17 protein-coding genes are annotated in these 17029 nt (G+C 64.2%); 9 read left to right on the forward strand and 8 right to left on the reverse strand.

The features are described from left to right. On the reverse strand, nt 1–281 hold a 281-nt coding region (locus tag BLS75_RS12790), incomplete at its 3' end, for a filamentous hemagglutinin N-terminal domain-containing protein (RefSeq protein WP_143031426.1). Nucleotides 282–308: 27 nt separating this feature from the next. Then, nucleotides 309–2051, reverse strand: coding sequence for a ShlB/FhaC/HecB family hemolysin secretion/activation protein (locus tag BLS75_RS12795; RefSeq protein WP_072450995.1), 1743 nt, complete (start codon nt 2049–2051; stop codon nt 309–311). A 312-nt stretch (nt 2052–2363) separates the two neighbouring features. Between BLS75_RS12795 and BLS75_RS12800 the strand changes: the two genes are divergently transcribed. After that, nucleotides 2364–2639, forward strand: coding sequence for a hypothetical protein (locus tag BLS75_RS12800; RefSeq protein ID WP_011059888.1), 276 nt, complete (start codon nt 2364–2366; stop codon nt 2637–2639). Nucleotides 2640–2700: 61 nt separating this feature from the next. Here the strand turns inward: BLS75_RS12800 and BLS75_RS12805 are convergent, their stop codons facing one another. Beyond that, nucleotides 2701–4041: a DEAD/DEAH box helicase gene (locus BLS75_RS12805; protein ID WP_011059887.1), complete on the reverse strand. Its 1341-nt coding sequence runs from the start codon at nt 4039–4041 to the stop codon at nt 2701–2703. Between the two features lie 193 nt (nt 4042–4234). On the opposite strand from BLS75_RS12805, the gene BLS75_RS12810 reads away from it, so the two are divergent. Continuing rightward, entirely contained in the window at nt 4235–5533 is a 1299-nt protein-coding gene (locus tag BLS75_RS12810; RefSeq protein WP_011059886.1) for a mechanosensitive ion channel family protein, read from the forward strand. 89 nt (nt 5534–5622) lie between these two features. On the opposite strand, the gene BLS75_RS12815 is transcribed toward BLS75_RS12810, so the two are convergent. The 3 genes from BLS75_RS12815 to BLS75_RS12825 all read right to left on the reverse strand — a co-directional run bounded on the left by BLS75_RS12815 (nt 5623) and on the right by BLS75_RS12825 (nt 7818). Then, nucleotides 5623–6486, reverse strand: coding sequence for a carboxylate/amino acid/amine transporter (locus tag BLS75_RS12815; protein ID WP_041116582.1), 864 nt, complete (start codon nt 6484–6486; stop codon nt 5623–5625). 259 nt (nt 6487–6745) lie between these two features. Further along, nucleotides 6746–7345: an FMN-dependent NADH-azoreductase gene (locus BLS75_RS12820; RefSeq protein WP_011059884.1), complete on the reverse strand. Its 600-nt coding sequence runs from the start codon at nt 7343–7345 to the stop codon at nt 6746–6748. Nucleotides 7346–7503: 158 nt separating this feature from the next. Beyond that, nucleotides 7504–7818, reverse strand: coding sequence for a hypothetical protein (locus BLS75_RS12825; protein ID WP_011059883.1), 315 nt, complete (start codon nt 7816–7818; stop codon nt 7504–7506). A 49-nt stretch (nt 7819–7867) separates the two neighbouring features. Here BLS75_RS12825 and BLS75_RS12830 point away from each other — a divergent pair, with 49 nt between their 5' ends. The 5 genes from BLS75_RS12830 (at nt 7868) to aqpZ (ending at nt 13018) form a co-directional block, all read left to right on the forward strand. Further along, nucleotides 7868–8791 (forward strand): PA3225 family LysR-type transcriptional regulator, encoded by a 924-nt coding sequence (locus BLS75_RS12830; RefSeq protein WP_011059882.1) that lies wholly within the window; start codon nt 7868–7870, stop codon nt 8789–8791. 30 nt (nt 8792–8821) lie between these two features. Then, nucleotides 8822–9625 carry an alpha/beta fold hydrolase gene (locus tag BLS75_RS12835; RefSeq protein ID WP_011059881.1) on the forward strand — a complete coding sequence of 268 codons (804 nt, stop codon included), beginning with the start codon at nt 8822–8824 and terminating at the stop codon, nt 9623–9625. Nucleotides 9626–9628: 3 nt separating this feature from the next. Continuing rightward, the gene (locus BLS75_RS12840; protein WP_011059880.1) at nt 9629–10192 is read left to right on the forward strand and encodes a peptidylprolyl isomerase A; all 564 of its coding nucleotides are present in this window, start codon (nt 9629–9631) and stop codon (nt 10190–10192) included. A 90-nt stretch (nt 10193–10282) separates the two neighbouring features. Then, nucleotides 10283–12115 (forward strand): ABC transporter ATP-binding protein, encoded by a 1833-nt coding sequence (locus tag BLS75_RS12845; protein ID WP_072450996.1) that lies wholly within the window; start codon nt 10283–10285, stop codon nt 12113–12115. A gap of 204 nt (nt 12116–12319) precedes the next feature. Beyond that, a complete protein-coding gene (gene aqpZ, locus BLS75_RS12850; RefSeq protein WP_011059878.1) occupies nt 12320–13018 on the forward strand; it encodes an aquaporin Z in 699 nt (232 codons plus the stop codon). A gap of 16 nt (nt 13019–13034) precedes the next feature. On the opposite strand, the gene BLS75_RS12855 is transcribed toward aqpZ, so the two are convergent. Together BLS75_RS12855 and BLS75_RS12860 are read right to left on the reverse strand one after the other, a co-directional pair. Then, entirely contained in the window at nt 13035–14159 is a 1125-nt protein-coding gene (locus tag BLS75_RS12855) for a GNAT family N-acetyltransferase (RefSeq protein WP_072450997.1), read from the reverse strand. Between the two features lie 75 nt (nt 14160–14234). Beyond that, nucleotides 14235–15140: a LysR family transcriptional regulator gene (locus BLS75_RS12860; RefSeq protein ID WP_072450998.1), complete on the reverse strand. Its 906-nt coding sequence runs from the start codon at nt 15138–15140 to the stop codon at nt 14235–14237. Nucleotides 15141–15224: 84 nt separating this feature from the next. On the opposite strand from BLS75_RS12860, the gene BLS75_RS12865 reads away from it, so the two are divergent. Continuing rightward, nucleotides 15225–16592 (forward strand): MFS transporter, encoded by a 1368-nt coding sequence (locus tag BLS75_RS12865; RefSeq protein WP_072450999.1) that lies wholly within the window; start codon nt 15225–15227, stop codon nt 16590–16592. Further along, nucleotides 16573–16974 (forward strand): nuclear transport factor 2 family protein, encoded by a 402-nt coding sequence (locus BLS75_RS12870; RefSeq protein WP_026019998.1) that lies wholly within the window; start codon nt 16573–16575, stop codon nt 16972–16974. The genes BLS75_RS12865 and BLS75_RS12870 overlap by 20 nt, the downstream gene beginning before the upstream one ends. The last annotated feature ends 55 nt before the right edge of the window (nt 16975–17029 follow it).

A 17029-nucleotide genomic window follows, 5' to 3' on the forward strand; every position in this document is an offset into this window, starting at 1 on the left:
CCCTGCTGGCCGACGTTGTAGTCGCTGAACTTGTTGTGCGACAGCCCGCCGCCATTGGGCGTGGCAATGTTGACGATGGGCACGCCATTGCCGGCCTGTCCCAGTGTTGTACCGCTGCCGTTGACCACGATGCCGTCGGCTATCGCCACCACGGGCTGCCAGAACATCACGTTAGCCAGGATGAACGCCAGACCGCGTTTGGACAGCCCCCAGAACGAATCCCGCGCTTGCAAGGTGGCGCAAGGCTGGCGGGCCAGAAAGGCGAACTGACGAGCGTCCATGTCGTATATCTCGGGCAAAGAGCGGAGTTAAAGGAACAGGTCCAGGCGGAAATAGATCGGGGCTTCCCGTTCACTCAGGGCTTCGGGCCGTTCGAGGGAATGGGCAAAGGTCACGCTGGCGGCAAGGTGCTTGCCCCGGGCGAAGAATTCGATGGAGTCGCTGGAGACCCGGCCATGCTGCTCGGCGTTGTAGCGGTCGTTGCGGATCGCGCCGAAGTCATAGCCCAGCCCCGCGCCGTATTCGGCGAACACCGGGCGCAGCCAGTCCCAGCCCACCGGACGAGTCCAGCGCAGGTCGTTGCGCCAGTAGTAGCCGCTGTCGCCATTGAGGCTCTGGTCCTTGTAGCCGCGGATCGAGGACTGGCTGCCCAGGCTCATGCGTTGCGAACTGAACAGCACGTCCTCGCTGCGCTGGCCGGTGACCAGGCTGCTGAACACCAGGGATTCTTCCCCCAGCTTGAACGGCTGCAGGTAGCTGGCGGTGGCGCTGTACTTGCGATAACGGGCGTTGGCCTGGCGGTTGCCGAAACGGTCGCGCTGGTTTTCACGCTGGGCATCGAAGGCGCCGATGCCGTCCTGCAGCCCCAGGTCGAGGTTGAGAAAGCCGCTGCCGATACGCCGGCCATGGTTGATGCCGAATTGCGCCTCGCTGAGGCGGTTGCTGCTGTTGCTCAGCTTGCTGTCTTCGATGTAGTTGTTGGTGCGCAGGTAGCTCAGGCCGCTGTTCAGCGAGGTCTTGCTCAGGGCGTCGCGATGGATCACCCGCTCCAGGCGCAACTGGTGGTTCTGGCTGTCGCCGGTCTGCTTGAAGTTGAAGCCCACGGCCTGGGCCAGGGAACGGTATTCGCTCTGGCTGTAGCTGTAGCTGAGGTTCCACCAGCCAAACGGCAGGTTGTAATAGAGCATGGCGTTGCGCGAGGTTTTCTGGTGGTCGCTGATGGCGTCGTGGCCGCCGCGCAGCACCAGTTGGTCGGCCAGCCCCAGGGGGCTGTCCCATTCGAAGGAGCTTCCCCACTGCTGCTCGCCGGTGCTCTTCTGGCCCTCGTTGCTGCGTGATAGGCCAACGCGCCAGGGCTTTTGCGCGTTGTTCTTGACCAAGACCTCGCTGCCGCCCACGGCCTGGCCCGGGGCCAGTTCCATCTGCGCCTGGTTCGACGGCAGGCGGTTGAGCTGGTCCACCATCTGTTCGATCTGCCGCAGGTTGAGCAGCTCACCGCTACTGCCGGGGAAGGCCATGTTCAGCTCACGGGCACTGAGCTTGCTGCCTTCGGCGGCCTTGAGCCCTTCGAGCTTGCCTTCCACCACCAGCACTTGCAGGTGGCCGCTGGAGAGGTCTTGCTGCGGCAGGTAGGCACGGCTGGTGACCAGGCCTTTTTCGATATAGCGGTCGGTGATGACCTTGAGCAGTTCATTGAGCTGCGCTACCCCCAGGCACTGGCCGATGTAGGGCTGGAGCAGGCGCTCGCGCTCGGCAGCCGACAGCGAGTCGGCGCCCTTGAGCTGGATGTCCTTGATCGGGAAGCAGCGGCTGTCGGCCGGCGCCGTGGGCGCTACAGGCGCGGCGCTCTTGCCGGGCAGGTCCTTGAGTTCTTCGAGGCGCCGCTGCTGTTCTTCCAGCAGGCGGTTCTGGCGGTCGCGGATCAGGTCCTGGTCGCCGGGGTTGAAAGCCGGGCCCGGCAACGGCGCGGCAGTGGCGCTGGGCAGCGCAGTGACCAGCAGCAAGCAGGACAAGGCACAGCACAACCTCATCCCGAGGGTGGAGAGAGACATATTCGGTCCTTCGAAACGGCAGCAAGGGTAGAGAAAGGGCGCGCGATGTTAATGTGCCACCATTCTGACGTCAATTAAGCGCGAGCATCGTCGATGGATGGCTGGTTTTGCGGGGCATGCGCCCTGCTACAAGGCCGGATGCTAGAGCTATCGGCGACGCCGGCAAATCAGATCCATCTGAATTGCCGAGTAAGAATTCCTGATCAGGCACGGCAATCAAAGCCGCGGCCACCGGCTCAATCCAACTGAACTTTCCCTGCCTCCGCTGCCTCAACCGGATGACTGCCCGTTCCGAATCACGAGGCCTACGCCATGAAGAACCTGAGCATTCTTACCCTCGCCAGCAGCCTGCTGTTCGCTCTGCCCACCTGGGCCTGCACCCCGGACGAAGCCACCGCCAAGCGCGAACAGCTGGCCCAGGAAGTCAGCAAGATCACCGAGCAGAACCCGGCCAAGGCCAAGGAGATCAACGCCGAACTGCAGAAGATGGACCTGAGCACCTCCAGCAAGGACCTGCCGGACAATTGCCAGTTGATCGACCAGCGGCTCAAGGAACTGGCCACTGCCGAGAAAAAGGCCGAGAGCTGACACCCGCAAAGCAAAAAGCCCGGACCAGGTCCGGGCTTTTCATCTGCATCAGGCGCCAGGCTTATTCAGCGGCGGGGGCCTGTGGCTTGCGGCGCTTGAGCGGCGCCAGGCCATCCTGGCTGACCAGGCTGTCGCTCTTCGGCCGGTTGGCGGTCTTGCGCTTGGTCGGGGCCTTGGCCACGGCCTTTTTCTTGTCGCCCTTGGCGTCGGTCTTTTTCTTCTTCACGCCCACCGCCTTGCCGGAGGCCTTGACCTTCTTCGGCCCGCTGTAGGTGCCTTTGACTTCCTTGATGGTGCGGCGCTCGAAGCTCTGCTTGAGGTAGCGCTCGATGCTCGACATCAGGTTCCAGTCGCCGTGGCAGATCAGCGAGATGGCCAGGCCATCGTTGCCGGCACGGCCAGTGCGGCCGATGCGGTGCACGTATTCGTCGCCGCTGCGCGGCATGTCGAAGTTGATCACCAGGTCCAGGCCGTCAACGTCCAGGCCGCGGGCAGCGACGTCAGTGGCCACGAGGATCTTCACCCCGCCTTGCTTCAGGCGGTCGATGGCCAGCTTGCGGTCCTTCTGGTCCTTTTCACCGTGCAGGACGAAAGCCTTGTAGTCCTGGGCCACCAGGCGGCCGTAGATGCGGTCGGCCATGGCCCGGGTGTTGGTGAAGACGATGGCCTTCTGGTAGGTCTCGTTGGCCAGCAGCCAGTTGACGATCTGCTCTTTGTGCTGGTTGTGGTCGGCAGTGATGATCTGCTGACGGGTGGTTTCGTTCAGCTGGCTGACGCTGTTGAGTTGCAGGTGCTCAGGGTTGTTGAGGACCTTGGCGACCATTTCCCGCAGGCCGGAGCCGCCAGTGGTGGCGGAGAACAGCATGGTCTGCTGGCGGTTCGGGCACTCGTCCACCAGGCGCTGTACGTCTTCGGCAAAGCCCATGTCGAGCATGCGGTCGGCTTCGTCGAGCACCAGTACTTCGACTTCCTTCAAGTCCAGGTTGCCGGCGTTGAGTTGCTCCAGCATGCGCCCCGGAGTGCCGATGAGGATGTCCGGCACCTTGCGCAGCATGGCAGCCTGGACCTTGAAGTCTTCACCACCGGTGATCAGGCCCGACTTGATGAAGGTGAACTGGGAGAAACGCTCGACTTCCTTGAGGGTCTGCTGGGCCAGTTCCCGAGTCGGCAGCAGGATCAGGGTCTTGATGCTGACGCGGATCTTCGCCGGGCCGATCAGGCGATTGAGGATCGGCAGGACAAAAGCCGCGGTCTTGCCGCTACCGGTCTGTGCCGTCACCCGCAGGTCACGCCCTTGCAGCGCGAGCGGAATAGCCGCTGCTTGCACCGGCGTCGGCTCGACAAATTTAAGCTCGGCCACGGCTTTGAGCAGGCGTTCGTGCAGGGCGAATTGGGAAAACACGGGTGCTACCTCGAAGATATGCAAAAAAACAGCTGCATAGGGTACCGGTTTCGAGCGCGAAGGCCGAGTTTCTTTGTGCAAACGGTGGCAAAGAGTTGGTTTTTTGTTAACCGATTTGTCCTTAACCGTAACTTTCCCAGGGTTAAATGCTCTAATCCCCCTCCTGTGCCTTATAGAAGAATCGTTTTAGCCCATGGATTTCAAACAGCTCTGGCTCAATACCCAGGATCTCTGGGGAGCACTCGACCAACACCCTCTCCTGCACGCCGGCATCGGCCTGGCCCTGTTACTGGTGGTCGCCCTGCTGGTCGGACGAGTGGCACGCTACCTGGTGCTGCACGCGGTCAAGCTGCTGGGCCGCCAGCCGGCCCTGCACTGGCTCAACGACCTGCGCCACAACAAGGTGTTCCACCGCCTGGCACAGATGACTCCCTCCCTGGTGATCCAGTTCGGCCTGCACCTGGTACCGGAACTGAGCAAGACCAGCCTGCTGTTCCTCGGCAACCTGGCCATGGCCTTCACCATCCTGTTCCAGCTCCTGGCCCTGAGCGCCCTGCTCAATGCCCTGCTGGACATCTACGCGCGCACCGAACACGCCCGCACCCGCTCGATCAAGGGCTATGTGCAGTTGGCGAAAATGGTGTTGTACGTGTTTGGCGCGATCATCATCGTCGCCACCCTGATCGACCGCTCGCCGCTGTTGCTGCTGTCGGGCCTGGGCGCCATGTCGGCGGTGATCCTGTTGGTCTACAAGGACACCCTGCTGTCCTTCGTGGCCAGCGTACAGTTGACCAGCAACGACATGCTGCGGGTCGGCGACTGGATCGAAATGCCCCAGGTCGGCGCTGACGGCGACGTGGTGGACATCACCCTGCACACGGTCAAGGTGCAGAACTTCGACAAGACCATTGTCTCCATCCCCACCTGGCGGTTGATGAGCGAATCGTTCAAGAACTGGCGCGGCATGCAGCAGTCCGGCGGCCGGCGGATCAAGCGCAGCCTGTACATCGACGCCAGCGGCGTGCGCTTCCTGCATGACGATGAAGAAGTGCGCCTGAGCAAGGTGCGCCTGCTCACCGACTACATCGGGCGCAAGCAGTCCGAGCTCAAAAGCTGGAACGAAGCCCAGGGCAACGTCGCCGCGCTGTCGGCCAACCGCCGGCGCATGACCAATATCGGCACCTTTCGCGCCTATGCCCTGGCGTACCTGAAGAGCCACCCGGAAATCCAGCCGAACATGACCTGCATGGTGCGCCAGATGCAGACCACGGCCCAGGGCATTCCCCTGGAGATCTACTGCTTCACCCGCACCACCGCGTGGGTGGATTACGAGCGCATCCAGGGGGATATCTTCGATTACCTGCTGGCGGTGATGCCGGAATTCGGCCTGAACCTGTACCAGCAGCCCAGCGGCACCGACCTGCGGGCCGGCCTGCTGCCCGCGGTGCTGGGTGCCAGCCATGTGCCGACGGTAGAGAAGCAGGCTCTGTAACCCGGTAGGAGCTGGCTTGCCAGCGAAGGCGTTGGCCGGCCAGACGCAACGCTTGCGGGCCCTTTCGCCGGCAAGCCGGCTCCTACAGGTTAGGGCCTCAGGCGCGGTGCCGCGCCGCGGCGGCTGATCCACACCGCCCCCAGAATCACCAACCCGCCCAGCAACAGCCGTCCCAGGTCTTCGTGCTGGTTCCAGATCAGCAGGTTGATCAACAGCCCCACCGGCACATGCAGGTTGTTCATCACCGCCAGGGTGGCGCCGGTCACCAGGCACGCGCCCTTGTTCCACCAGTACATGCCCAGGGCCGTGGACACCAGGCCGAGGAACAGCAGCACCGCCCACTGCAACGGCGCGTCGGGCAGGTAGTGGGCCTTGCCGAACAGCAGGAACGCCGGCAACACCACCAGCAGCGCCCCCAGGTAGAAGTAGCCGAAGCGCCGGTAGTGCGGCTCGTCGCTGGGGTAGCGCGCCACCAGATGCTTGTACAGCACTTGCCCGGCGGCATAGGTGAAGTTGGCCAGTTGCAGCAGCAAGAAGCCCATGAAGAAGTCCGGGTTGACGCTGTCGTAGCGGATCACCACCGCGCCTGCCACCGCCACCAGCGCCGCCAGCAGGCCCCAGGGGTTGAAGCGCCGGTTCAGGGCGTCTTCGATCAGGGTCACATGCAACGGCGTGAGGATGGTGAACAGCAGTACTTCCGGCACCGTCAGCACGCGAAAGCTCAGGTACAGGCACACGTAGGTGATGCCGAACTGCAGCGCACCGATCAGCAGCATGCCGCGCATGAAGGCCGGGGCCACCCGGCGCCAGCGGGTCAGTGGAATGAACACCAGCCCCGCCAGCAGCACCCGCACCAGCACCGCGAAGTAACTGTCGACATGCCCGGCCAGGTATTCGCCGATCAGGCTGAAGGAAAACGCCTGGATCAGCGTGACAAAAAGTAGATAGCCCATGTTCGCCTCGTCTTGAATGGCGGCGACGATAGCGGTTTTGCCCCCTCAGATGAAATCCCGGACAAAAAAAAGCCCGATCTCGCTAGGCGTGCAATCGGGCGTCGGTACTGAAGGAGCAACCAGTACAAAGGGAGGTTCGATGCGCGAACCGGCTTGAAGGGGGATGCGCAGGCGCTACTTGAACACCGGTGGATTATCTGCGGATTAACGGCGCCGCCCTGCCCTTCGCTGAGCGGCGCCTGGGCTCAAGAGTCGCGGCTCAGGCCACCTGGGCCAGCTTGGCATTGGCCTGGTTCAGGCCCTTCTCGTGGAAATCGCCCCCCAGGTTCAGGCCTTCGGCGTGGATGAACTCCACATCGTGGATGCCGATAAAGCCCATCACCTGGCGCAGGTAGGGTTCCTGGTGGTCCGCGGTGCTGCCGGCGTAGATACCGCCGCGGGCAGTAAGCACGTAGGCACGCTTGCCGGTGAGCAGGCCCTGGGGCCCGGTGTCGGTGTACTTGAAGGTCACCCCGGCGCGCAGTACGTGGTCGAGCCAGGCCTTGAGGGTGCTGGGAATGGCGAAGTTGTACATCGGCGCGGCCATGACCAGGACGTCGGCGGCCAGCAATTCCTCGGTCAATTCATTGGAGCGTTGCAGGGAGTCCTGCTCGGCGGCGCTGCGCTGCTCGGCGGGTTTCATCCAGCCCCCCAGCAGGTTGGCATCCAGGTGCGGCACCGGGTTGCGGGCCAGGTCGCGTACCGTGATCGAATCACCCGGGTGGGCGGCTTGCCATTGCTGGATAAAGGTCTGGGTCAACTGGCGGGATACGGAATCCTGCTGGCGGGCACTGCTTTCAATGATCAGGACGCGGGACATGGCACAAATCTCCATCGGGGTATGCGTAAGTCGATGGAGCGCAGATTAAACAGAGTGATATCGATGAAAAAGCGCAAATAACTGCTATAACCAATCAACAAATTCGTTTATAAGCGGAGCCAGCCCTGCAGCAACCGGCCGGGCCGGGCCCACTTCGATCATTTGGCCTGGCAGGTCAGGTCCAGGCGCAGCTTGATGATCTTGCGATTGAACTTGGCGGTAACGTTCTTGCTCTGCCCTGCGGCGACTTCCACCTTGCGGGTGCGCGGCGCTTCGGGGCCATTGCGAAACACCACCGAGCACAGCGCATCGCTCTTGCCGTAGTTGTTCAACTGGATGGAGCCGATGTCTTCATCGGTGTCATAGGCCGTGTAATCGATGCTCTGGCCGTTGAGCTGCTTCTCGACTTCGATGGGATAGGCCCAGGCGCTCAAGGGCAACAGAGCCAGCAACACACAACAGAATTTTCTCATTCGGCAGTCTCCAGTAAGGAGCGCCAGCTTAGGACAAGAGGAGCCCCTCATGAAAGCGCCCCGCGTGACCCTGGATCAATGGCGCACCCTGCAGGCGGTGGTCGACCACGGCGGTTTCGCCCAGGCCGCCGAAGCGCTGCACCGGTCCCAGTCCTCGGTCAGCTACACCGTGGCCCGCATGCAGGACCAGCTCGGCGTGCCGCTGCTGCGCATCGACGGCCGCAAGGCAGTGCTCACCGAAGCCGGCGGCGTGTTGCTGCGCCGCTCCCGGCAACTGGTCAAGCAGGCCAGCCAGCTGGAAGACCTGGCCCACCATATGGAACAGGGCTGGGAAGCCGAAGTGCGGCTGGTGGTGGACGCTGCCTACCCCAACGCGCGCCTGGTACGCGCCCTGACCGCCTTCATGCCGCAAAGCCGTGGCTGCCGCGTGCGCCTGCGCGAGGAAGTGCTGTCCGGGGTCGAGGAAGTGCTACTCGAAGGGGTGGCCGACCTGGCCATCAGCGGCTTCAACATTCCCGGCTACCTGGGTACCGAGATGAGCTCGGTGGAGTTCGTCGCCGTGGCCCACCCGGAACACGCCCTGCACCGCCTGCAGCGGGAACTGCACTTCCAGGACCTGGAAAGCCAGCTGCAAGTGGTGATCCGCGACTCCGGCCGCCAGCAACCGCGCGATGTCGGCTGGCTCGGCGCCGAACAGCGCTGGACCGTGGGCAGCCTGGCCACCGCCGCGACCTTCGTCGGCAGCGGCCTGGGCTTTGCCTGGCTGCCCCGGCACCTGATCGAGCGCGAGCTGCGCGAAGGCCTGCTCAAGGTCCTGCCCCTGGACCAGGGCGGCAGCCGCCACCCGACCTTCTACCTTTACTCCAACAAGGACAAACCCCTGGGCCCGGCGACGCAGATCCTCGTGGAGCTGCTGCGCACCTTCGACACCGCGCCCCTGGATGCGCCCTTTGCCGCCCCCGAGCAAGCCTGACGCCCCACCCACCAGAACAGGAGTTCTGCCATGGCCTATTTCGAGCATGAAGGTTGCACCCTGCACTACGAGGAATACGGCCGGGGCGAACCCCTGCTGCTGGTCCATGGCCTGGGCTCCAGCGCCCTGGACTGGGAAAAACAGATCCCCGCGCTCTCGGCCCGCTATCGGCTGATCGTCCCGGACATCCGCGGCCACGGGCGCTCCGACAAGCCCCGGGAGCGCTACAGCATCAAAGGCTTCACCGCCGACATCGTGGCGCTGATCGAGCACCTGAACCTGGGCCCGGCCCACTACGTCGGGCTGTCCATGGGCGGCATGATCGGCTTCCAGCTGGGGGTGGACCAGCCGCAGTTGCTCAAGAGCCTGTGCATCGTCAACAGCGGCCCCGAGGTCAAGCTGCGCAGCGCCAACGACTACTGGCAGTGGTTCAAGCGCTGGAGCCTGGCCCGGGTGCTGAGCCCGAGCGCCATCGGCAAGGCCCTGGGCCCGCGGCTGTTTCCCAAGCCGGAGCAGGGCGAGCTGCGGCAGAAGATGGCCGAGCGCTGGGCAAAAAACGACAAACGTGCTTATCTCGCCAGCTTCGACGCCATCGTCGGTTGGGGGGTTCAGGAACGTCTGTCGCGAATCACCTGTCCAACCCTGGTCGTCAGCGCCGACCGCGACTACACCCCGGTGGCGCTCAAGGAGGCTTATGTCAAACTGCTGCCGGACGCGCGGCTGGTGGTGATCGAGGACTCCCGACACGCCACGCCGCTGGACCAGCCGCAGCGCTTCAACCAAACCCTGCTGGACTTCATGACCACAGTCGACACCACCACCCAGGATCACTGACCCATGCTGAAAAAAATCGCCCTCGTCGCCGGCTCCGTACTCTTCGCGGCCAACCTGATGGCCGCGCAACCGGCCAAGGCGCCCCACGTCCTGCTGGACACCAGCTTCGGCAAGATCGAAGTGGAACTGGACCCGGTCAAGGCACCGATCTCCAGCAAGAACTTCCTCGACTACGTCGACAGCGGCTTCTACACCAACACCATCTTCCACCGGGTGATCCCGGGGTTCATGGTCCAGGGCGGTGGCTTCACCGCGCAGATGGTGCAGAAAGACACCCGCGACCCGATCAAGAACGAAGCCTCCAACGGCCTGCATAACGTGCGTGGCACCCTGTCCATGGCCCGCACCTCCAACCCCAACTCGGCCACCAGCCAGTTCTTCATCAACGTCGCCGACAACGCCTTCCTCGACCCGGGCCGCGATGCCGGCTACGCCGTATTCGCCAAGGTGGTGAGCGGCATGGACGTGGTGGACCAGATCGTCAACTCCCAGACCACCACCAAGCAGGGCATGCAGAACGTGCCGATCGACCCGGTACTGATCAAGTCGGCCAAGCGTATCGACTGATACTTCGCAGCCTGTCCCGACGGCGGCGCCCTATCCGGCGCCCCGTCCGTTTTCTGCACAGGAGAGCCCGTACCCCGGGCTTCAGACCCCATGCTCTTTCGTCGTTTTGAACAACTGATCGACATCTTCCGCGACGCTCCCAGCGCCACCCCGCCCAACCGGGTCCTGCCCTTCTACTTCCACTACATCAAGCAAGTCTGGCCGAGCTTCGTCGCCCTGCTGGTGGTGGGCCTGTTCGTGGCCCTGATCGAGGTGTCGCTGTTCAGCTACCTGAGCACCATCATCGACCTGGCCCAGGGCACCCCCAGCGTCCAGGTGTTCACCGACCACGGCCTGGAACTGGCCTGGATGGCGGTGGTGGCGCTGCTGTTCCGGCCCCTGATGGTGGGCCTGCACGACCTCCTGATGCACCAGACCATCAACCCTGGCATGACCAGCCTGATCCGCTGGCAGAACCACAGCTACGTGCTGCGCCAGAGCCTGAACTTCTTCCAGAACGACTTCGCCGGGCGCATCGCCCAGCGCATCATGCAGACCGGCTATTCGCTGCAGGACTCCTCGGTGCAGGTGATCGATGCCCTGTGGCACGTGACCATCTACGCCATCGGTTCCCTGGTGCTGTTCGCCGACGCCGACTGGCGCCTGATGATCCCGCTGCTGCTGTGGATCGCCGGCTTCATCGGTGCCATGCGCTACTTCGTGCCACGCATCCAGAAGCGCTCGGTGGACGCCTCCGACGCCCGCTCCAAGCTGATGGGGCGAATCGTCGACGGCTACACCAACATCACCACCCTCAAGCTCTTCGCCCACACCCACTTCGAGCAGAGCTACGCCCGCGAGGCGATCGCCGAGCAGACCGAAAAGAGCCAGTTGGCCGGGCGCGTGGTCACCGCCATGGACGTGACCATCACCAGCCTCAACGGCCTGCTGATCGCCGGCACCACCGGCCTGGCCCTGTGGTTGTGGAGCCAGTCGCTGATCAGCGCCGGGGCCATTGCCCTGGCCACCGGGCTGGTGATCCGCATCGTCAACATGTCCGGCTGGATCATGTGGGTGATCAACGGCATCTTCGAAAACATCGGCATGGTCGAGGACGGCCTGAAGACCATCGCCCAGCCCCTGCAACTCACCGACCGCGAGCAGGCACCGAAGCTGGCGGTGGCCCAGGGCGGCGTGCGTTTCGAACATGTGGAGTTCCACTACGGCAAGGCCAACCGGGTCATCAGCGACCTCAACCTGGAGATCCGCCCGGGGGAGAAGATCGGCCTGATCGGCCCGTCCGGGGCCGGCAAGTCAACCCTGGTCAACCTGCTGCTGCGCCTCTACGACCTGCAGGGCGGCAAGATCCTCATCGACGGCCAGGACATCGTCGGGGTAACCCAGGAAAGCCTGCGCGAACGCATCGGCATGATCACCCAGGACACCTCGCTGCTGCACCGCTCGATCCGCGACAACCTGCTCTACGGCCGCCCCGACGCCACCGACGAGGAACTCTGGGAAGCAGTGCGCAAGGCTCGTGCCGACGAGTTCATCCCGTTGTTGTCCGACGCCCAGGGCCGCACCGGCTTCGACGCCCATGTCGGCGAGCGCGGGGTCAAGTTGTCCGGCGGCCAGCGCCAGCGCATCGCCATTGCCCGGGTGCTGCTCAAGGATGCGCCGATCCTGATCATGGACGAAGCCACCTCGGCCCTGGACTCGGAAGTGGAAGCGGCGATCCAGGAAAGCCTGGAGACCCTGATGCAAGGCAAGACCGTGATCGCCATCGCCCACCGCCTCTCGACCATCGCCCGCATGGACCGCCTGGTGGTCCTGGAACAGGGGCGCATCGCCGAGACCGGTACCCACGCCGAACTGCTGGCCCACGGCGGCCTGTATGCGCGCCTGTGGCAGCACCAGACCGGAGGCTTCGTCGGCATCGACTGAGCCTCTGTAGCCGCTACAGAAAGTTACCGCACAATGCGCCAGAGCCCCCGGTTTCAGGGGGCCCTGGCGTTTTTCATGGGCGAGTGGAATTGCGCCGAAAGCCTGCTGTACTCAGCCTAGGTTCCGGAGCGGAACCTGTAGTTAACCTGCGGGATGCATAACAGTTGTATCGCGTTGATAGGTTGACCTATCAAGGACTCTCTCATGTCTTTGTTCAAACGTTCTGTCACCGAATTGCTCGGTACGTTCTGGCTGGTCCTGGGCGGTTGCGGCAGCGCCGTGCTGGCGGCGGCCTTTCCCAACGTCGGTATCGGCCTGCTCGGGGTCGCCCTGGCCTTCGGCCTGACGGTGCTGACCATGGCCTTCGCCATCGGCCATATCTCCGGTTGCCACTTGAACCCCGCGGTGTCCGTGGGGCTGGTGGTGGGTGGACGCTTTCCGGCCAGGGAACTGCCGGCCTATATCGTCGCGCAGGTGATCGGCGGGGTGATCGCCGCGGCGCTGCTGTACTTCATCGCCAGCGGCAAGCCGGGGTTCGAACTGGCCTCGGGGCTGGCGTCCAACGGCTATGGCGCACACTCCCCCGGCGGCTATTCCATGGCCGCGGGTTTTGTCTGTGAGCTGGTGATGACCTTGATGTTCGTGGTGATCATCCTCGGTGCCACCGACAAACGCGCCCCGGCGGGGCTGGCACCCATCGCCATCGGCCTGGCCCTGACCCTGATCCACCTGATCTCGATCCCGGTCACCAACACCTCGGTCAACCCGGCCCGTAGCACCGGACCGGCGCTGATCGTCGGCGGCTGGGCGTTGCAGCAGCTGTGGATGTTCTGGCTGGCGCCGATCCTGGGCGCAGTGATCGGCGGTGTGGTCTATCGCTGGCTGGGCAAGGAAGACGGCTGAGCAACGCCGGCGAGGGTCACGCCTGCCGATAGGGCAAGGCGCCCCTCGCCTCTTGCGCATAGGCGCGGATTCCGGCCTGTTCCTGTTGCAGGAAATCCTTCACCGCAGCCTTCAGCCCGGGATGGCGTAGGTAGTGCCAGGAGCGGGTGAGCACCGGTTCGAAGCCGCGAATCAGCTTGTGCTCGCCCTGGGCGCCGGCGTCGAAGCGCTGCAGCCCCTGGGCGATGGCGTACTCCATGCCCTGGTAGAAACAGGTCTCGAAATGCAGGCGGTCGAACTCCGCCAGGCAACCCCAGTAGCGCCCATAGAAACTGTCGCCGCCCACCAGGCTGAAGGCCATGGCCACCGGGCGCCCGCCCTGCTTGGCCAGGACCACGCGGATCGCTTCGGGCATGCGCTCGGCCAGCAGGCTGAAAAATGCTCGGGTCAGGTAGGGTGACTGGCGCCGCACCGCGTAGGTGTTGGCGTAGCAGGCATAGACGAAATCCCACTGCGCCTGGTCCAGTTCATGGCCTTCGAGCCACTGGAAATCAATGCCCTGCCCCGCCACCTGCTCGCGCTCCTTGCGCATCTGCTTGCGCTTGCGCGAGCTCAGGGCATCGAGGAAATCCTGAAAGTCCCGGTAGCCACGGTTCTGCCAGTGAAACTGGCAGCCCAGGCGCTGCAGCCAGCCCGGTTGCTGCTCCAGGGCCGCGTCGCTGAAATCGTCGGTGAAGTTGATATGGGCACTGGAAAGCCCTTCGATCTCCAGGTAGCCGGGCAGGCTTTTCAGCAGTTCGAGCGCATCTGCCTGGGTCGCTGCCAGCACCCGGGCGCCGCTCACCGGGCTGAACGGCACCGCCGTCAGCAGCTTGGGGTAGTAGTCGATTCCGGCCCGGTCGCAGGCATCCGCCCAGCCATGATCGAACACGTATTCGCCGTAGGAATGCCATTTGCGATAGCTGGGCAGCGCCGCCAGCAGCCGACCGTCTTCGACATGCAGCAGGTGCTCGGCCTGCCAGCCAGAGCGCGGGCCAAGGCTGCCGCTGTCTTCCAGGGCACTGAGAAAGGCGTGGCGCACAAAGGGCTGCCCGTCCTTGAGCAGGCCATCCCATTGCGCAGGATCGACGGCGGACAGGCTGTTCAAGGATTGCAGCGGCATCGGGGTCCCCGGAATTCAGATCGAACAACCCGGGGAGTATCCTCCATCCCCGGGTTCACCGAAACCGCCGCAGCGCTAGCGCCCCAGGTGCTCCGCCAGAAAGTCGATGAACACCCGGGACTTGCGCGGCAGGTGCGCACTGTTGGGAAACAGCACATGCACCGGCTGCGTGGCCAGGCGGTACTCGGGCAATACCCGCACCAGCCGCCCGTTGCCCAGGTCATCGAGGACCATCCACTCCGGCAGCACCGCCAGCCCCAGGCCGGCCAGGGCCATGGCGCGAATCGCCGTCGCCGAGTTGGACTCGTGCCCGGGGCTGACCTTGACCTCCACCTCGCCACGGCGCAGATGGCTGAAGGTCCAGCCCGGCGGCCCGCCCAGGTTACTGTTGCCAATCCAGGGCCAGGCATCGAGCTCTTCAGGCTGCGTCACCTGCCGGTCCTTGAGCAGCGCCGGGCTGGCCACCAGGGCAATGGCGTAGTCCGCCAGCTGGCGCCCCTTGAACCCCGAGTCCGCCAGGTGCCCGAGGCGGATCACCAGGTCGAGCTTTTCCGCCACCAGATCATTCAACGACGAGTTGAAGTGATAACTCAGGCGCACCTCGGGATAACGCGCGGTGAACAACGGCAGGATCGGCAACACGAACGTCTCGGCATACTCCGCCGTGGAGCTGATGCGCAACTTGCCACTGACCCGGTCGCGCCCGTGCAGCACATTGTCGAAGGCGGTGTCGATATTGGCGACAATCCCCTTGAACTCGTCGTAGAGGGCCTGGCCGGTCTCGGTCAGCGTCACCTGCCGCGTGGTGCGGATCAGCAAGGTGCTCGCCAGCGCTTGCTCCAGGGCCTTTATGTGCAGGCTGGCCATGGCCTTGCTGATGCCCAGGTACTGCGCGGCGCGGGTGTATGAGCCGAAGTCCACCACCGCAAGAAAGGTCTGTACCCGGTGCAGCTGGCCGTGAAAATTTTCGCTCACTGTCAAGCTCCATTAAACAATGCGTCAAGTATAGGCACCTCGACACCCTGCCCCCAAGCTCCCTAAGCTGCGCGCCAAAAGGGAGACGGCATGACTTACAGATACAAAGTGGCGGTGGTATTCCTTCTCGGATTCTTCATCGACTGCGTCAACATTTTCATGTCGGCGGTGGCCCTGCCCACTATCGCCGCCCAACTGCAAGTGTCCAGCGCCGCCGTGGCCTGGGTCGCCAATGCCTACATCCTCGGCCTGACCCTGGTGATCGCCATCAGCACCTGGCTCGCGGCGCGTTTCGGCAACCGCCAGGTGCTCTGCGCCTCGATGCTGCTGTTCAGCGTTGCCGGGCTGATGTGCGGGCTGGCCGACAGCTTCATGCCACTGGTGTTCTGGCGGCTGGTCCAGGGCATGGCCGGCGGCCTGCTGATTCCCCTGGGGCAGGCACTGACCTTCAACCTGTTCCAGGGCACGCAACGGGCGCGGATCTCCACCCTGGTGATGGCCGTGGCGCTACTGGCGCCAGCGCTGTCGCCCACGGTGGGTGGGGCCATTGTCGACCACAGTTCCTGGCGCTGGGTGTTCTTCGCCAGCCTGCCGCTGTCGCTGCTGGCGGCGTTGCTGTCCTGGTGCTGGATCAACGCCGAGCGCTCGGCGCCACCGCCGCGCCCGGACCTGCGCGGCCTGCTGCTGGTGACTGCGAGCCTGGGCTGCCTGTTGTTCGGCATGTCGCTGTACGGCAGCGGCTACCCGGCCCATCAGGCCGCACCGGGCCTGGTTGCCGGCCTGCTATTGGCCGAGTGCTACCGGCGTCACTGTCGGGCCTGCGCCCGGCCCATCGTCGAACTGCGGCTGCTGAAAAATCCGCGCCTGGGCCTGTCGGTGGCTATCTATCACGCGATCCCCGGGCTCTTCACCGGGGTCAATCTGCTGAGCCTGTTCTTCCTTCAGGAGAGCTTGCACCTGAGCGCACAGCACAGCGGCATGTTCATGCTGCTGTATGCCGCCGGCGCACTGCTGGCGATGCTCGCCTGCGGACGTTTGTACAATCGCCTGGGCGCCGCACGGCTGTTCGCCATCGCCCTGGTGCTGCACAGCGCCGGCATCGCCAGCCTGTACGGGGTCGATTCGCTGACCGATCTGCCCCTGATCAGCCTGGCCTACCTGCTGATGGGCCTGGGCGGCGGCGCCGGTGCCAATACCGCGCAGACCACCGCCCTGCTGGACTTCGACGGCGCCGATACGCACAAGGCCAGCGTGATCTGGAACATCAACCGGCAGATGGCCTTCAGCCTCGGCGCGGCCTTGCTGTTGATGCTCTACAACCTGCTGCTGGGTTATCGGGGCGTCACCGGCGCCTACCACCTGAGCCTTTTGCTGGCCGCCGCAGCCGGCCTGCTACCCCTGTTGACCCTGAACCGACTCCCACCACCCGAGGCCTCCCATGCCCAACTCGATCGCTAGACAGGCGCAATACAGCGTGCACTGGATTCACCAACTGATTCACAGCGTCTTCACCAACCAGCGCGGGGATGCCGAGGCCTGCATCGATCCCTTGCTGGGGCTGTTCGCCGAAGACTTCCAGATGGTCACCACCGGCGGCGCCATGGTCGGCCGCGAGCAGGTGGAACAGCTGTTTCGCGAAGGCCTGGGCCAACGCCCCGGTCTGGAAATCAGCATCAGCCAGGTGCGCTGTGTGTGGCAGGAAGGCCAGAGCGCGGCGATCCACTACAAGGAAACCCACCGCCTGGGCCAGGTCGAAAGCGCGCGCCTGTCCCTGGCGATCATTCGCGTGCAGGGCGATGCGGCGCAGTGGCTGTACCTGCACGAAACCGCCTGCCCTTGAGAGGCGCCCGTGCAGCGGGCAAAAAAAACCCCGCCGGGGCGGGGTTAAAAACGAG

Source organism: Pseudomonas sp. NFPP12, from assembly GCF_900103205.1.
Classification (GTDB): Bacteria; Pseudomonadota; Gammaproteobacteria; order Pseudomonadales; family Pseudomonadaceae; genus Aquipseudomonas; species Aquipseudomonas protegens.

Bases quoted from the DNA above. Each gene is read 5' to 3' on its own strand.
- BLS75_RS12795 (WP_072450995.1), bottom strand. From the start codon at position 2,051: ATGTCTCTCTCCACCCTCGGGATGAGGTTGTGCTGTGCCTTGTCCTGC.
- BLS75_RS12800 (WP_011059888.1), top strand. From the start codon at position 2,364: ATGAAGAACCTGAGCATTCTTACCCTCGCCAGCAGCCTGCTGTTCGCT.
- BLS75_RS12810 (WP_011059886.1), top strand. From the start codon at position 4,235: ATGGATTTCAAACAGCTCTGGCTCAATACCCAGGATCTCTGGGGAGCA.
- BLS75_RS12815 (WP_041116582.1), bottom strand. From the start codon at position 6,486: ATGGGCTATCTACTTTTTGTCACGCTGATCCAGGCGTTTTCCTTCAGC.
- BLS75_RS12820 (WP_011059884.1), bottom strand. From the start codon at position 7,345: ATGTCCCGCGTCCTGATCATTGAAAGCAGTGCCCGCCAGCAGGATTCC.
- BLS75_RS12825 (WP_011059883.1), bottom strand. From the start codon at position 7,818: ATGAGAAAATTCTGTTGTGTGTTGCTGGCTCTGTTGCCCTTGAGCGCC.
- BLS75_RS12830 (WP_011059882.1), top strand. From the start codon at position 7,868: ATGAAAGCGCCCCGCGTGACCCTGGATCAATGGCGCACCCTGCAGGCG.
- BLS75_RS12835 (WP_011059881.1), top strand. From the start codon at position 8,822: ATGGCCTATTTCGAGCATGAAGGTTGCACCCTGCACTACGAGGAATAC.
- BLS75_RS12840 (WP_011059880.1), top strand. From the start codon at position 9,629: ATGCTGAAAAAAATCGCCCTCGTCGCCGGCTCCGTACTCTTCGCGGCC.
- BLS75_RS12845 (WP_072450996.1), top strand. From the start codon at position 10,283: ATGCTCTTTCGTCGTTTTGAACAACTGATCGACATCTTCCGCGACGCT.
- aqpZ (WP_011059878.1), top strand. From the start codon at position 12,320: ATGTCTTTGTTCAAACGTTCTGTCACCGAATTGCTCGGTACGTTCTGG.
- BLS75_RS12855 (WP_072450997.1), bottom strand. From the start codon at position 14,159: ATGCCGCTGCAATCCTTGAACAGCCTGTCCGCCGTCGATCCTGCGCAA.
- BLS75_RS12865 (WP_072450999.1), top strand. From the start codon at position 15,225: ATGACTTACAGATACAAAGTGGCGGTGGTATTCCTTCTCGGATTCTTC.
- BLS75_RS12870 (WP_026019998.1), top strand. From the start codon at position 16,573: ATGCCCAACTCGATCGCTAGACAGGCGCAATACAGCGTGCACTGGATT.